12 protein-coding genes and 1 pseudogene are annotated in these 14,945 nt (G+C 68.0%); 7 read left to right on the top strand and 6 right to left on the bottom strand.

The window, feature by feature from the left end:
* The 4 genes and pseudogenes from IRT45_RS34555 to IRT45_RS34540 form a co-directional block, all read right to left on the bottom strand.
* Positions 1-1,659 (bottom strand): annotated as a pseudogene (locus tag IRT45_RS34555) (DNA-directed RNA polymerase subunit beta); the annotation flags it as partial.
* A gap of 333 nt (positions 1,660-1,992) precedes the next feature.
* Positions 1,993-2,844, bottom strand: a complete 852-nt coding sequence (locus IRT45_RS34550) for a carbohydrate ABC transporter permease (RefSeq protein ID WP_194809969.1) — start codon at positions 2,842-2,844, stop codon at positions 1,993-1,995.
* Positions 2,841-3,737 (bottom strand): carbohydrate ABC transporter permease, encoded by an 897-nt coding sequence (locus tag IRT45_RS34545; protein WP_194809968.1) that lies wholly within the window; start codon positions 3,735-3,737, stop codon positions 2,841-2,843. The genes IRT45_RS34550 and IRT45_RS34545 overlap by 4 nt, the downstream gene beginning before the upstream one ends.
* Positions 3,734-4,978, bottom strand: coding sequence for an extracellular solute-binding protein (locus tag IRT45_RS34540; RefSeq protein WP_309241286.1), 1,245 nt, complete (start codon positions 4,976-4,978; stop codon positions 3,734-3,736). The genes IRT45_RS34545 and IRT45_RS34540 overlap by 4 nt, the downstream gene beginning before the upstream one ends.
* Positions 4,979-5,113: 135 nt before the next feature.
* Between IRT45_RS34540 and IRT45_RS34535 the strand changes: the two genes are divergently transcribed.
* The 5 genes from IRT45_RS34535 (at position 5,114) to IRT45_RS34520 (ending at position 9,763) form a co-directional block, all read left to right on the top strand.
* Positions 5,114-6,043 (top strand): SIS domain-containing protein, encoded by a 930-nt coding sequence (locus tag IRT45_RS34535; protein ID WP_194809966.1) that lies wholly within the window; start codon positions 5,114-5,116, stop codon positions 6,041-6,043.
* The gene (locus tag IRT45_RS34530; RefSeq protein WP_194809965.1) at positions 6,040-6,963 is read left to right on the top strand and encodes an ROK family protein; all 924 of its coding nucleotides are present in this window, start codon (positions 6,040-6,042) and stop codon (positions 6,961-6,963) included. The genes IRT45_RS34535 and IRT45_RS34530 overlap by 4 nt, the downstream gene beginning before the upstream one ends.
* On the top strand, positions 6,960-8,117 hold the full coding sequence (gene nagA / locus IRT45_RS37375) for an N-acetylglucosamine-6-phosphate deacetylase (RefSeq protein ID WP_228535899.1): 1,158 nt from the start codon (positions 6,960-6,962) through the stop codon (positions 8,115-8,117). Before IRT45_RS34530 ends, nagA begins: the two co-directional genes overlap by 4 nt.
* On the top strand, positions 8,114-9,058 hold the full coding sequence (locus tag IRT45_RS34525) for a hexose kinase (RefSeq protein WP_309241285.1): 945 nt from the start codon (positions 8,114-8,116) through the stop codon (positions 9,056-9,058). The genes nagA and IRT45_RS34525 overlap by 4 nt, the downstream gene beginning before the upstream one ends.
* 204 nt (positions 9,059-9,262) lie before the next feature.
* Complete coding sequence (locus IRT45_RS34520) at positions 9,263-9,763, top strand: hypothetical protein (RefSeq protein WP_194809963.1); 501 nt, start codon at positions 9,263-9,265, stop codon at positions 9,761-9,763.
* Positions 9,764-9,785: 22 nt separating this feature from the next.
* Here the strand turns inward: IRT45_RS34520 and IRT45_RS34515 are convergent, their stop codons facing one another.
* Both IRT45_RS34515 and IRT45_RS34510 read right to left on the bottom strand, forming a co-directional pair.
* Positions 9,786-10,787, bottom strand: coding sequence for an XdhC family protein (locus IRT45_RS34515; protein WP_194809962.1), 1,002 nt, complete (start codon positions 10,785-10,787; stop codon positions 9,786-9,788).
* 200 nt (positions 10,788-10,987) lie between these two features.
* Positions 10,988-12,133 carry a lipase family protein gene (locus IRT45_RS34510; RefSeq protein ID WP_194809961.1) on the bottom strand — a complete coding sequence of 382 codons (1,146 nt, stop codon included), beginning with the start codon at positions 12,131-12,133 and terminating at the stop codon, positions 10,988-10,990.
* Positions 12,134-12,637: 504 nt separating this feature from the next.
* Between IRT45_RS34510 and aceA the strand changes: the two genes are divergently transcribed.
* Together aceA and IRT45_RS34500 are read left to right on the top strand one after the other, a co-directional pair.
* Entirely contained in the window at positions 12,638-13,930 is a 1,293-nt protein-coding gene (aceA, locus tag IRT45_RS34505) for an isocitrate lyase (protein WP_030518801.1), read from the top strand.
* 425 nt (positions 13,931-14,355) lie between these two features.
* The coding region (locus tag IRT45_RS34500) for a 3-hydroxybutyryl-CoA dehydrogenase (RefSeq protein ID WP_228535901.1) at positions 14,356-14,945 on the top strand (590 nt) is incomplete at its 3' end.

Genomic DNA, 14,945 nt, shown 5'->3' with positions numbered 1-14,945 from the left:
GTCCATATAGTCGATCAGGGCCGAATCGACGAGCTCGACTTCGGAATTTTTGCGCCGCACCGGAATTCGCGTGGCGACGAAGCGGCCCCCGGCATCGAGCGGTTCGTTGGCCTGGGCGACGACGTGCCGGTCCTCCTCGTCGGCGGTCAGGTAGTCGACCTCGTCGGTGACGGCGCCGTCGACCACCCGGCGATACGGGGTTTCGATGAAACCGAACGGATTGACCCGCGCGTACACCGAGAGGTAGCCGATCAGGCCGATACTCGGGCCCTCGGGCGTCTCGATCGGGCACATCCGGCCGTAGTGGCTGTAGTGCACATCCCGGACCTCGAGGCCGGCGCGCTCCCGGCTCAGTCCACCCGGTCCCAGCGCCGACAGTCGGCGCTTGTTGGTCAGGCTCGCCAGCGGATTGCGTTCGTCCAGGAACTGCGACAGCTGTGAGCTGCCGAAGAACTCCCGGACCGCCGCCGTGATCGGGCGGATGTTGATCAGTGTCTGCGGGGTGATGGCCTCGACATCCTGGGTCGTCATCCGTTCCCGGACCACTCGCTCCATCCGCGAGAGCCCGATGCGGATCTGATTCTGGATCAATTCGCCGACCGTGCGGACCCGCCGGTTGCCGAAGTGGTCGATATCGTCGACCTCGACCGGCACTTCCGGCCCGCCGGGTGCGGTCATCGTGGAATCGCCTACGCGCAAACGCAACAGATACTCGATGATGGTGACGATATCGTCCTCGGTCAGCACGCGCGGACCGCCCGTGCGGCCACCGTGCGTCCCGAGTTTCTTGTTGATCTTGTAGCGGCCGACCGCGCCGAGGTCGTAGCGGTTGTCCCGGAAGAACAAGTTCTCCAACAGGTTCTGCGCCGACTCCTTGGTCGGCGGCTCGCCCGGCCGCAGCTTGCGGTGGATGTCGAGCAGCGCCTCGTCGGTGCCGGCGATGTTGTCCTTGGCCAGCGAGGTGGTCATGATCTCGGAGAAGCCGAACCGCTCGGCGATCCGTTCGCTGCTCCAGCCCAGTGCCTTCAGCAGCACGCTGACCGGCTGCCGACGCTTGCGGTCGATCCGCACACCCACCGTGTCACGCTTGTCGACATCGAATTCCAGCCACGCACCACGCGACGGAATCACCCGCGCCGAATACAGCGTCTTCTCCGTGCCCTTGTCGATCGATTCGTCGAAGTACACACCCGGTGAACGCACCAGCTGCGACACCACCACACGCTCGGTGCCGTTGACGATGAAGGTGCCCTTGTCGGTCATCATCGGGAAATCACCCATGAAGACCGTCTGCGACTTGATCTCACCGGTGTTGTTGTTGACGAACTCCGCGGTCACGAACAGCGGTGCCGCGTAGGTCATGTCCTTGTCCTTGCACTCCTCGATCGAGGCCTTGACCTCTTCGAAGCGCGGATCGGAGAGGGTGAGCGACATCGTTTCGGAGAAGTCCTCGATCGGGCTGATCTCGGCCAGCACCTCGGCGAGTCCGCCGATCGCGTCATCGCCGCGCGTGGCCGCGCGCCGCTGCCATTCGGGCGCTCCGACCAGCCGGGCGACCGAGTCGGTCTGAACCTCGAGCAGTCCCGGAATCTCCAGGGGTTCGGTCAGTTTCGCGAACGAGAGTCGTTGCGAGATTGTCAAGGCGCATCCTTCCAGCACCTCGCGCGGTCACGGCACGGGTGACCGGTACGAGATCTGCTTGTCCTGTAGGGGCTGTCTGCACAATCCGCACCGGATGTCGTCCGAACATGCCTCGGCCGAGCCGATGGACAGTGACGCGCAGATTGCATCACTGTTCACGGCTGATTCGTATTTCGAGAGTTGGCGGGCATCCGGGCTGCGGGAGGTCCCAAAGTACACCGCAATGAGAAGGTTGTCGAGAGAACAACAAAAATGAGACACCATATATTCGGTGTCTTCCCACTTCAATAATGACAGCCGTATATGCGATTCGTCAAGTCGATTGTCCTCAGGGTCGGGGAGCCGTGCCGGTCACTTCACGCTTCCCGCGGTCAGGCCCGCGACCAGCCGCTTCTCGATGAGTGCGAAGAGCACGACCACCGGCACGATGCCGACAGTGGAGATGGCGAACACGAACTGCCAGGCGGTGTCGTATTGACCGACGAATTTCGTCAGCGCCACCGAGAGCGGCTGATTCTCCGGCGTGGTCAATACCACCAGGCTCGCCGCGAATTCGTTCCAGCAGGAGACGAAGACGAAAATCGTCGCGGTGACAATTCCGGGCCATACCAGCGGCAGGCTGATTCGCCACAGAATGCGTGGCCGGGACAATCCGTCGAGTTGCGCGGCTTCCTCGATCTGCACCGGAACGGAGGCGAAGAAGCTGTGCAGGATCCACACCGCGAACGAGAGGTTGAACGCCGCATTCACCAGAATCATCGCGAACCAGGTGTCGTTGATGCCGACGGCGAAGAACTCCCGGATCAGGCCCGTCACGAGCACCGCCGGTTGCAACATCTGGGTGACCAGCACCGCGCCGAGAAAGACGGCTCTACCCGGAAACCGCCGTCGCGCAGTGTGATACGCGGCCGGTACCGCCACCGCGAGCACGAGCAGGGTCGCGAGGACGGCGATGGCGAGAGTGCTGACGATATTGAACGGCAGCGGCGTCTCCGGGGTGTGCCACATATCGGCGTAGTTCTCGGGCCGCCACCGATGCGGCAGATAGGACGGCGGAATGCGCAGGATCTCCGACCGGGGTTTCAGCGATCCCAGCACCATCACGAGGTACGGGACGAGAAAGACGGCCGCGATCACCACGCCGGCCGCGGTCAGTCCCCAGCGCCGCTTCGGTGTCCGCACGGCCCGCTCCCGGGTGGTCATGTGCCGGACTCCGCGGTCGGTCGGACCAGTTTCACATAGACCGCGATGATCACCGTGATCAGTGCGAAGTTCAGCACGCTCATCGCCGCGGCGGTGGCGAGCTGCTGATTCTGCCGAATCAGCTTGTAGGTCAACGTGGTCGTGGTGTCGGCGGAGAATCCGGCGATGCTGCCCGTCAGCACCTGCAGGATCGGCAGCGAATTGAAGACGTTGATGATGTTGACGACGGTGGCGACCGCGATCGCCGGACGCAGCTGCGGCAGTGTCAGATACCGGTAGCGTTGCCAGGCCGATGCGCCGTCCACCCGGCCCGCCTCGCCCACTTCCGCCGGAATCGAGTGCAGCCCGGCGAGAATCGTATAGGTGGTGAACGGGATCGACACGAAGACCGCGACCGCGATCGCCACCGCGAAGGCCGGCCCCGGCTCCTTGGTGAATCCGAAACCCCGATCGAGCACACCGATATCGACCAGGAGGCGATTGGCGAGGCCGACCTCCGGATCCAGCAGATACGCGAAGACGCTCGTGGTCATGACCACCGAGGCCGCCCACGGCACCAGGATCGCCAGCCGGATCACGGTACGGCCGGGAAAGTCCAGGGCCAGAAACTGCGCCAGCGCCGCCGAGAGCACCAGCGTGATCAGCACGACGGCGACGACCCAGACGACGGTGTGGGCGAGGACGCTGCCCAGTTCCTCGATACCGAACAGCCGGCGGAAGTTGGCCGTCCCGGCGAAGCCGCGATCGCGACCGTAGGGGCTGAGGTCACGGGTGCTGGTCCAGATCATGTATCCGGCGGGAAAGGCGACCACGGCGGCGATCAGGATGATCACCGGGCCGATCCACGGCAGGGCGCGGATCGCGGATCCGGTGCGGCCCCGGGGGGCGCTCATTGCGCCGCCCGCGCGATGCGGCGCAGGACCTCCGCCGCGTCCGCGCCCTGTGTCACCGTGCCCATCTGCTGCCGGATCGCGCCCTGGACCGCGGCCCATTTCGGATCGGCGGAAGGATAGAAGCGGGCGACCGGCAGGGTGGCGGCGAAAGCCTCGGTCACCGGATCGTGCGCGAGTGCGCGCGCACCGGATGCGGTGATCGGGATGAAGTGTTCCGCCCGCACGAAATCCGAGTAGACCGTGGGCGAATAGAAGTAGTTGAGGAACTGCCGGATCGCGGCCTGTTTGTTGCCGTGTTTGCGAAATGCCATCAGGTGATCGGCGACGCCGAGGGTCACGGGCGCGCCGGTTTTCGTCGGCGACGGTGCGGTGGCGTAGCGCAGCGCCGGATTCTGCCGGTCGATCATGCCCAGCACCGGCGGCAGACCTTCGATCATGCCGATCCGGCCCTGGATGAACCCATTGATCACGTCCTTGCGATCGGTGGCGCCGGGATTCGGCTGGGTGTCGCCCGCCGCGGCCAGGGCCGACATCGCCTGCACCCCTTCCCGATTGGCGTCGGTGTCGACGGTGAGGGTGGCGCCTTCCGACCAGCTGCCGCCGGCCCCGAAGGTCCAGATCGACGTCTCGCCCTGCGCTTCCTCACTGCCCAGTGGCAGGCCGTAACCGGAGATGCCGCCGCCGAGGGCCTGAATGCGGTGCGCGTCCTCCCGCAGTTCGGACCAGGTCCGCGGCGGGGCGGTGATGCCGGCGCGGGCGAACAGGTCGGTGTTGTAGAACAGCGTGCGCGTCGAGGCGAACAGCGGTAGGGCCCACTGGGTTCCGTCGATGGAGGCGTTGCGCGCGAAACCGGGATCGATGTCGTGCAGTACCGCCGGGTCGGCGATATCGGTTGCCGGATAGAGCATGTCGTCGGTCGCATAGGCGGAGTAGGCATCGATGCCGAGAATATCGGGAGTGGTGGTCACCGACTGCAGATCGGTGCGGACCACCTCGTTGATCGATTCCCACGATTCGACCTGCAGATGGATCGTGATCGCCGGATTCTGTGCGCGGAAGTTCGCGATGATCGTGCTCCACTCCGCACGGGTCGTGTCGCTGTAGGCGGGGACCAGCAGCGCCAGCGCGTTCGGATCGGAATCGTCGGCGCTGCGGCCCCGGAAACCGCATGCGGCGACGGCCACCGACAGCACCACGAGAAGCGCGGCGAGCGTGAACGGAACGCGCGGCCGACCGGACACCAGCGTCAACCTTCCCCTCTGTACAACCGTCACCTGCGGCATTCGCGGGACATCGGCGGATGCCGGAGGGTGGTGACCGGTCCGGCTCGTCCGAATCTAGTTGACATGATCGAATCGGGGTCCGATTCTGAGACCGTGCCGCCCTCCACCGAGAGCTCTGATCGCACGCATCCGCCCCGGCCCCATCTGGCCGCCGAGGTGGCCACCCAGCCCGACGATTGGGTATGGGCAGCGGAGGTCGCGGCAGAGCACCGAACGCTGTTACCGCACCCGGGTGAACGGGTGGCGGTCGTCGGCTGCGGCACCTCCTATTTCATGGCGAGGGCGATCGCCGAACTCCGGGAGTCGGCCGGACACGGTCTCACCGACGCCTGGCCGGCGAGTGCGGTGCGAACCGGGCGTGCATACGACCGCTATCTGGTGATCTGCCGTTCCGGCACCACCACCGAGGTGGTCGACGCGATGCGGGCGATGCCTGCCGCGGCGGCGCGTACCGTGATCTGCTCCAGCCCGGGTACCCCGGTACTCGAGCTCGCCGACCCGATTCCGGTCGACGCGATCGACGAGCGGTCGGTGGTCCAAACCCGTTTCGCGACAACCACTCTCGCGATCCTGCGGTGGCATCTGGGGGAGGATCTCGCTCCGGCGATCGAACAGGCCCGCGCGGTGCTGGCCGAGGCCGCCGAGTCGAGTGTGCCGGACGTGCTCCGGCACGCGGAGCAATTCACCTTCGTGGGAACGGGTTTCGCCGCGGCACTGGCGGACGAGGCAGGGTTGAAACTGCGGGAATCCTGCCGAGCCTGGACGGAGGGGTATCTCGCCAACGAATACCGGCACGGGCCCATCAGTATCGCGGCGCCCGGACGTGCGGTCTGGGCGCTGGGACCCGTCGTCGCCGGGCTCCGCGACGACATAGTCGCCACCGGAGCCCATTTCGAGCATCGGGATATCGATCCGATGGCCGAGCTGGTGCGCGTGCATCGGCTCTGCCTGCTGCGGGCCGCGGATCTCGGGGTGGATCCCGATCGCCCGCGCGGACTCCGGCGATCGGTGATCCTGCGATGAGGGCAGCGGAAGAGCTCGATCCGGTCCTCGCCATGGATGTCGGCGGTACCACGATCAAGGCGGAGATCAGCGACTCCGACGGCCGGATCGCCGCCGCCGCGACGGTGCCCACCCCGCACGGCGAGCGGGCGTTCGACGCCATGGCCGAACTCGGCGACCGATTGCTGGCCGAGGTCTCCTCCGCTACGCGGGCCGGCCTGCGGCGCGGGGCGATCGCGCTGCCGGGTATCGTCGACGCCGCACGGTCGGTGGCGGTGTTCAGCAGCAATATCGGCTGGCGAGATGTGAAGGTGGGCAGCCGCTTTCAGGACCGATGGGGATTTCCGGTGCTGATCGAACACGATGTGGCCGTGGCCGGCTGGGCGGAGTGGCGCCTGGGCGCCGGGCGCGGTGCCGACGACGTGCTGGTGGTGAATCTCGGCACCGGGATCAGCGGGGCGCTGACCGTCGGGGGCCGGCTCGTGCGCGGTGGCGCCGGACAGGCCGGTGAATACGGTCATATTCCGGTGCGCCGCGACGGGCGGCGGTGTTCGTGCGGGAATATCGGCTGTGTGGAAACCGTGGCCTCCGGCCCGTCCATCGCACGGGCCTACGGCGAGCGCACCGGTCGCGACATCGACGGCGCCGAAGCGGTTTTCGCGGCCGTGTCCGGCGACGCGCAGGCCCGGGCGGTGATCGACGACGCGATCGACGCACTGGCCGACGGACTGCTGGGCGTCGTGCACGCGGTCTGCCCGCAGCGCATCGTGATCGGCGGCGGACTGGCGGGCGCCGGGCCGGTACTGATCGACGGACTGCACGCACGACTGGAGCGGCTGGTGCGGGTGGCGCCGGTGCCCGAGGTCGTCGCCGGTGCCTTCGGCGCGCGGGCCGGGCTGGTCGGCGCCGCCCGGTACGCCCGGCTGGGGGGCCTGGCATGAACGACGGACAGCCGGTGCTGCGCGGCCGCCTGGTCACCTCGACCGGGATCATCGACGATGCGGTGATCGAGGTGCTGGACGGGCGCATCGAGGCGGTGCGGACCCTCGCACAATGGACGTTCGGCAATCGGGGCGCCGAACCGCCGGCACATCTCGGCACATTGCTGCCCGGCCTGGTCGACATCCACAACCACGGCGGATTCGGCCACCGATTCGACACCACCGATCCCGAACAGGCCCGCGCGGCGGCGCGCTATCACCATCGGCAGGGAGCCACGACGGTACTGGCGAGCATCGTGACCGCCGCACCCGACACGATGGTGGCCCAGGTCGCGGCGCTGCGCGAGGTGGCCGCGAGCGGTGAGATCGCCGGAATTCACGTCGAAGGACCCTTTCTGTCCGAAAGGCGCTGCGGGGCACAGGATCCCCGCTATCTTCTGGATCCCGATCCCGGCCTGGTCCGGCGCCTGCTCGATGCCGCGGGCGGATATCTGCGCGTGATGACGCTGGCGCCCGAACGCCCCGGATTCGCCGCTGCCGCCGAGCAACTCGCCGAGCACGGCGTGGTGGTGGCGCTCGGCCATACCGATGCCGATTACGAGCGGTTCCGGGAAGCGCTGGCGCCCAGCGGATCCGGGACGCTGGTCACGCACCTGGCCAATACGATGGCGCCGCTGCATCATCGCGCGCCCGGCCCGGTCGCCGCCGCGCTGGTGGCCGCCGCCGCGGGCGATGTGGTGGTGGAGATGATCGGAGACGGCGTGCACATCGAATCCGGTTTCGCGGCATTGGTCTTCGCGACCGCGCGGCACCGCGTGGCGCTGGTGACCGATGCCATGCAGGCCGCGGGGCTGCCCGACGGCGACTACCGTCTCGGGCCGCAGGCGGTCCGGGTGGAGGCGGGGGTGGCGCGGGTGCCGGGCGGTGCGCTGGCCGGAGGGACCGCGAGGCAGTTGCAATGCCTGCGCTGGGCGGTGCACGAATGCGGTGTGAATCTGGTCGACGCGGTGCGCGCGGCGGCGGCCACACCGGCGGCCGCGATCGGTGCGACGGCGGCCGGCGATCTGCGGCCGGGGATGTTCGCCGACGTGCTGGTGGTGGATTCGGATCTGGAGTTGCGCGCGGTGCTGCGGCGAGGACGGTGGTTGAAGTGATTCTGACCGTGACGCTGAACCCGGCCTACGATATGACCTATCGCGTCGAGAACTTCGAACCCGGACGGGCGCATCGGGTTTCGTCCGTCGAGCAGCGGGTCGGCGGTAAGGGCATCAACGTCACCCGCGTGCTCAATCAGATCGGGAAATATTCGCGCGCAACGGGTTTCGCCGATCACACGTTCTCCGCGGCCGCCGAACGCGAACTGCCGGTGGATTTCGTGCACGCGCTGCCGTGGGTGCGCCGCACCGTCGTGATCAGCGAATGCCACGCCGGTGCGGCGACCTCGCTGTGGGAACCGGGGGCGCGGCTCACCAATCCGGATGCGGTGGATCAGCTGCTGGTGCGGGTGGGCGGGCTGGTGGGTGAGGCCGGCGGCATCGTCGTCTCCGGATCGCTGCCCGGCGGCGTCCGCGCGTCGCTGCCGGCCGACCTGGCCCGCATCGGCATCGACGCCGGAGTTCCGGTGATCTGCGATGTGGACGGTCTCGCCCTCGAGGCCGCCGCCCGGGTGCCCGGGGTGATCCTGATGCCCGACCTGGACGAGCTCACGGGACTGACCGGCGCGCACCCGGCCACCACCGAGGAAGTGGCCGCGGCGGCCGCCGCGCTGGTGGACGCGGGTGCGGCAGCGGTGATCGCGACCCGCGGCGCGGACGGCATGGTCGCGGTGACACCGGACGGCGCGTGGTCGGCCGCCCTGTCCGAGCCGCTGTCCGGTAATCCGACCGGCGCCGGTGACGCCGCGGCCGCCGCGGTGATCGCCGCGCTGGCCGGACCCGATCGGCCGGAGTGGCCCGCGATCCTCGCCGACGCGATGGCCACCTCCGCCGCGGCGGTGGTGATGGCCGTGGCCGGCGAGATCGACCTGTCGCTGCGGCAGCGGGTGCTCGCAGAGGTCGTGGTCGAGAAGCTGGCTGACCCGGCCGGCGGCTACTGACGCCTGCGGTCCGGACTTCGACATCGGGTGAAGGGCCCTGCCGGCGTATTCCGCCGCGCCGCGCCGATGCGGCGGCCCAGGCGGTGCTGGGCGGTACATTTCGAACGGGCTTGTCGTTGTCTGCGCGCCGAAAGCCGATGGTCGGCGCCTCGGACCGCCGAACCAGAGGATCGTCGAACCGGAGTTTCCGGAAGAGGTGAGCTGATGCCCGACCCCGACCCCGCTGCCGCCCCCGAACCGGTCGCCGGCCGCGACCTCGCGCCTGGCACGGGCCCTGCCGTCGAGCCCGGCCCCGACCACGAATCCGGCCGCGCCTCGGAGCCCGGTGCCGCCGCGCCGGCCGACGACGTGGCGATCTGCCGGATGCCATTCACGGTGCGCGCGGCGCAGGTACTCGCGCTCGGACTGGCCCTGGTCGGCATCGGGTGCACGGTCACCGCGGGCTGGCTGTCCGGCTCCCATGTCGCACTGATCACCGGGCTGTCGTTCATCGCGAGCTGGGCATTGGGCGCGGTCGCACTGGCCTTCGGCGCCGTCGGCGCGAGCATCCGGATCGGCGCGGTGCTGCTCGCGATACTCAACGCACTGTGGACGGTGCCCTCGATCGTCGTTGGCCGCCCGCCCGGCTGGCTCGGGCCCGTGGTCTCGGTGCTGGTCGCGGGATTGCTGCTGCGACGCTCGGCACGTGACTGGTTCGAACCCTAGAGTTGCCGACCCCCGGCGCCGATCAGGAGGCGGCGGCCGTGGCGTGTGCCGGGGTCCGGCTCGACCCCGCGGATCGCACCGCGAGCAGTTCGGCCGCGATCGCCACGGCATGTTCCATCGGAGTGCGGGCGCCGATGTCGAAGCCGGCCGGTGCGTGCAACCGTGCCAGTGTGTCGGCGCCGAATCCGCCGGCCTGCAGGGCCTCGAGCCGATGGTCGTGTGCCGAATGCGAGCCGAGCGCGCCCAGATAGCCCAGCTCGGGCAGCCGCAGCGCGACGGTGAGCAGGGGGATCTCGAATTTCGGGTCCTGGGTCGCGGCGACGATCGCGGTGGTCCGGTCGATGGCCCCGGCGCCGGCCTGGGCGTTGAGATAGCGGTGCGGCCAGTCCACCACCACCTCCGCGCCCGGGAACGACGCGGGAACGGCGAAGGCCTCGCGCGGATCGCAGATGGTCACCCGATAGCCGAGCAGCCGGGCCTGCGTCGTCAACGCGGCGGCGAAGGTGTTGGCGCCGAAGATGATCAGCCGGGGCGGCGCGGTGTGGGAGGAGACGAACACATCGGATTCCGGCAGTGACACCAGCTCGGTGTTGTGCCGGCGGTCGGTGACCAGATGCTGGCCGATCACCTCCGGATCGTTGTGCCACACGACGGTGAACACCGTGACAGGCTTGTGCCGCGCGATATCCCCGGCCACCGCCGCGAATTCCGGAAAGTCGTTGCGGGAGAACGGTTCTACGAATACGTCGATGGTCCCGCATTCCGCGCTCACCTCGAAACCGGAGGTGGCGTCGAAACGCCGCAACTCCCGGTGACCGGTGCGTGCGGCCTCCACCGCGGCCTCGTAGACGGCCGCCTCGTAGCAGCCGTCGGAGACCGATCCGTGCACGCCGCCGTCCGGGTCGACGAGCATCGCCGAGCCCACCGGTAAGGGGGAGCTGCCGAAGGTGCGGACCAGGGTTGCCAGGCCGCCCGTGCGGCCGCTGTGCCAGACCCGTAGCAGGTCCTCGACGATGTCACGCATCACATGCTCCCGATCAGCGTGCGCGAGTGGGCGGGCCGCCGGTCGTCGCGTCCCGTCGCCAGATCGTCACACGTGAGGGCCACGATAACCGCTCTCGTGCGCGGCGTCGTGTCGGCGATGGGAATTCCCCGACGGGCACCGATCGGCGCGGGAATCCGGTTGTGACATAGCACAACCGAATAACCGACCGGGTTGTCCCGTCAGGCGAACAGGCCGCGAACGAACGGCAACGAATCGACCAGTGAGGCGTTCACCGTCCCGCTGTGATCGGTGGGATAGACCCGGAAGGTCAGCGGCTGCCGGTTGGCGGTCAGAACTCCCGCGTAACGCAGCGTCTCGGGGGTGATCACATCGGTGTCGCGCAGGCCCTGACCCATGAAAAGCGGCCTGTCGTAACCGGTTTCGGGCAACCCGAGGTAGCCGGCCAGCAAACCGTGCAGATCCGGAATCTGCGACAACGGGCGGGTGAACAGATCGCCGATCACCACACCGGCGGCGGCCAGATCGTCACCGAGCGGAAGGAGGCATTCGTCCTTCGCGCGGTCGAGCCAGTAGCGGCCCGAGTCGTTCAGGAAGGATTCGATGCCGAGTTCCGGGAATGTGGTGCGCAGGCCGCTGAGGATGTAGAGCACGTAGCCGGTGGTGTGCGGGCTCAGCTTCACCGGCGGAATGCCCGGGCCCAGTGGCATCAGGATGTCCTCGATATAGGCCGGGACACCGGTGCCGACCGCCCCTCGGTAGTCCAGCTCCGGCCCGCCGAATTCGGTCGCGTAGCGCGCGGTGAACATCGCCGCGCCGCCACCCTGCGACTGGCCGACCACCACCCATTCGTGCGAGAGCTGCGAGTAGTGGCCGACGGCGGCTCGCACGGCGTCCACCACGTTGTGCGCCTCGACGACGCCGTTGAGGTACGGATGGTCGCCGGGCGTGCCGAGGCCCGCGTAATCGGCGGCCACGATCGCATAACCCTGCTTCAGCCAGGTGCCCAGATAGGCCCAGTCCCGCTCCACATCGCCGGGGCCGGCGATGCTGTAGGCGCAGCTGTCGCCCAGGCCGACGGTGCCGTGCGCCCAGGCGACGACCGGCCAGCCGCCGGCCGGGGCCGGTCCCGGCGGGAAGTACACGGCGGCGCTCGCGACCGTCGGCTGGTTCCCGACCGTGCTCGTCGTATAGAGGATGCGCTGGGAATCCACGGAGCCGGGCAGCGTCGCCGCCGCGGACAGCGGCTCCACCGATTGCACCGCCGGCGGGTCTGCCGCGGCGCCGGGCGCCTCGATCACGGCGGCCGTCGCGGCCAGTGCCAGGGAGCAGGCGACGCCCGCCACCGCGGTCCACAGTGTGCGCATCGTGTTCCTTTCCGGGTTCCGGTGCCGACCCCCGGGGGCACGACGATCAGTGTCACAGCGGGTCGGCCGAGCCGCCGAGGTATGTCCGAATCGTACGGAGCCGGGAGTGGCGCGGCGCACACCGAGGGCGGCCGCCCTCGCTTGTGAAGGTCCTCACAGTCGGCAATGCGTGCCCTCGAATCATCGCGGTGGTAAGGCTCACTGAAACAGTACGGGCGTTACGTAAAACCGCATGTCAGCCCTACTCGCCAGTAGAATGAGAGCGTGCAATCACCAGGCAAATTTTGCAGGCTTAGCAAAGGGCCCCGCAAAGCTAGCGGAGATTCACACTTGCAACAGGTAGACGGCAATTTTTAGTTGTGCCATCGTGTGGAAGTACACCCGTTGGGCATAGCAACCCTGCAAATTGCCGCTCCAGCAGAGTTCGGACATCGCGACCCGTAGTCGGCGCGGATGTCCGGCGAGCGGGGCAACCGAGACCGAACGAAGAAGTGGAGTCATCAGATGTCGAACGTCGGCACCCCGAAGACCGCTGCGGAGATCCAGAAGGACTGGGACACCAACCCGCGCTGGAAGGGCATCACCCGTGAGTACACGGCCGAGCAGGTCGTGCAGCTGCAGGGCAATGTCGTCGAGGAGCACACGCTTGCCCGCCGGGGTGCGGAGCTGCTGTGGGAGGGCGTCAACGCCGAAGGCGAGTACATCCACTCGCTCGGCGCTCTGACCGGTAACCAGGCCGTGCAGGCCGTGCGTGCCGGCCTGAAGGCCATCTACCTGTCCGGTTGGCAGGTCGCCGGTGACGCGAACCTGTCGGGCCACACCTACCCCGACCAGTCGCTGTACCCGGCCAACTCGGTGCCGTCGGTCGTGCGCCGCATCAACAACGCGCTGCTGCGCGCCGACGAGATCGCCAAGGTCGAGGGCGACACCTCGGTCGACAACTGGGTCGTGCCGATCGTCGCCGACGGTGAGGCCGGCTTCGGTGGCGCGCTGAACGTCTACGAGCTGCAGAAGGCCATGATCGCCGCGGGTGCCGCCGGTACCCACTGGGAGGACCAGCTGGCGTCGGAGAAGAAGTGCGGCCACCTCGGTGGCAAGGTGCTGATCCCCACCCAGCAGCACATCCGCACCCTGACCTCGGCTCGCCTGGCCGCCGACGTCGCCGACACCCCGACCGTCGTCATCGCCCGCACCGATGCCGAGGCCGCCACCCTGATCACCTCCGACGTCGACGAGCGCGACCGTCCGTTCATCACCGGTGAGCGCACCGCCGAGGGCTTCTACCACGTCAAGAACGGCATCGAGCCCTGCATCGCGCGTGCCAAGGCCTACGCCCCCTACTCCGACCTGATCTGGATGGAGACCGGTATTCCGGACCTCGAGGTCGCGCGGAAGTTCGCCGAGGGCGTCAAGTCCGAGTTCCCGGACCAGCTGCTGGCCTACAACTGCTCGCCGTCGTTCAACTGGAAGGCGCACCTGGACGACGCCACCATCGCGAAGTTCCAGCGCGAGCTGGCCGCGATGGGCTTCAAGTTCCAGTTCATCACCCTGGCGGGCTTCCACTCGCTCAACTACGCGGCCTTCGACCTGGCCTACGGCTACGCCCGCGAGGGCATGACCGCCTTCGTCGACCTGCAGGAGCGCGAGTTCAAGGCGGCCGCCGAGCGTGGCTTCACCGCGATCAAGCACCAGCGTGAGGTCGGTGCCGGCTACTTCGACACCATCGCCACCACCGTGGACCCGAACACCTCGACGGCGGCCCTGAAGGGCTCCACCGAAGAGGGCCAGTTCCACTGATCCGCCTCCCCGAGTCTTCTGGCCAGACCAGGAGCCGCGTCGGTCGCGCTGGCGGCCGGCGGTGGGGTACGGCCTCGAGTTCTGGTCGTACCCGGTGAGTCACGGGGTTGCCTCACCACCCGACTCGGCACTCCTGCAACGAGTGTCTGAAGCCCTTCCCGTCGAACAGCCCCGGCGGGGAGGGCTTTTCCCTTAGACCACCGACAGTTGACGACGTACCCCACCAAAATTCGATACGAGACAACTGATTTCGTACGAACATGGGTAACTCATCGGGTACACCCAGAACCGGTTTGGCACCCGACGCAACAACGGATGCACAACTACCGCGGCACTTGGCCGCCCGCAAAAAAATCCGGAGAGGCGGAACCGCAGTGAGCAGCAGCGAGAAGATTCAGCGCGTCGGAGTCATCGGCGCCGGACAGATGGGCGCCGGAATCGCCGAGGTCTGCGCCCGGGCGCATGTCGATGTGCTCGTGTTCGAACAGACCCGGGAACTGGCCGCCGCCGGCCGCGCCCGCATCCTGCGATCACTGGATCGCGGTGTGAGCAGCGGCAAGATCACCGAGCGAGAGCGCGAACAGGCCGCCTGGCGGCTGCGGTTCACCTCCGACCTCGGTGACTTCGCCGACCGGCAGCTGGTCGTCGAGGCCGTCGTCGAGAGCGAAGACGTCAAGACCGCGATCTTCAGCGAACTCGACAAGGTCGTCACCGACCCGGATGCCGTGCTGGCCTCCAACACCTCCTCGATTCCGATCATGAAGATCGCCGTCGCCACCAACAACCCCGAGCGGGTCGTGGGTATGCACTTCTTCAACCCGGTGCCGGTGCTGCCCCTGGTCGAACTCGTGACCACCCTCAAGACCAGCGAAGCGGTGTCCGCACGCGCCGAAGCCTTCGCGGGCGAGGTCCTCGGCAAGCAGGTCGTGCGCTCCGCCGACCGCTCCGGCTTCGTCGTCAACGCGCTGCTCGTGCCGTACCTGCTCTCGGCCATCCGCATGGTCGAATCCGGTTT

It is taken from the genome of Nocardia sp. BSTN01, assembly GCF_015354405.1.
Classification (GTDB): Bacteria; Actinomycetota; Actinomycetes; order Mycobacteriales; family Mycobacteriaceae; genus Nocardia.
The sequence above is the reverse complement of the archived record's forward strand: the minus strand, read 5'-3'. Positions and strand labels throughout refer to the sequence as shown.

Bases quoted from the DNA above. Each gene is read 5' to 3' on its own strand.
- IRT45_RS34550 (WP_194809969.1), bottom strand. From the start codon at position 2,844: ATGACCACCCGGGAGCGGGCCGTGCGGACACCGAAGCGGCGCTGGGGA.
- IRT45_RS34545 (WP_194809968.1), bottom strand. From the start codon at position 3,737: ATGAGCGCCCCCCGGGGCCGCACCGGATCCGCGATCCGCGCCCTGCCG.
- IRT45_RS34530 (WP_194809965.1), top strand. From the start codon at position 6,040: ATGAGGGCAGCGGAAGAGCTCGATCCGGTCCTCGCCATGGATGTCGGC.
- nagA (WP_228535899.1), top strand. From the start codon at position 6,960: ATGAACGACGGACAGCCGGTGCTGCGCGGCCGCCTGGTCACCTCGACC.
- IRT45_RS34520 (WP_194809963.1), top strand. From the start codon at position 9,263: ATGCCCGACCCCGACCCCGCTGCCGCCCCCGAACCGGTCGCCGGCCGC.
- IRT45_RS34515 (WP_194809962.1), bottom strand. From the start codon at position 10,787: ATGCGTGACATCGTCGAGGACCTGCTACGGGTCTGGCACAGCGGCCGC.
- IRT45_RS34510 (WP_194809961.1), bottom strand. From the start codon at position 12,133: ATGCGCACACTGTGGACCGCGGTGGCGGGCGTCGCCTGCTCCCTGGCA.
- aceA (WP_030518801.1), top strand. From the start codon at position 12,638: ATGTCGAACGTCGGCACCCCGAAGACCGCTGCGGAGATCCAGAAGGAC.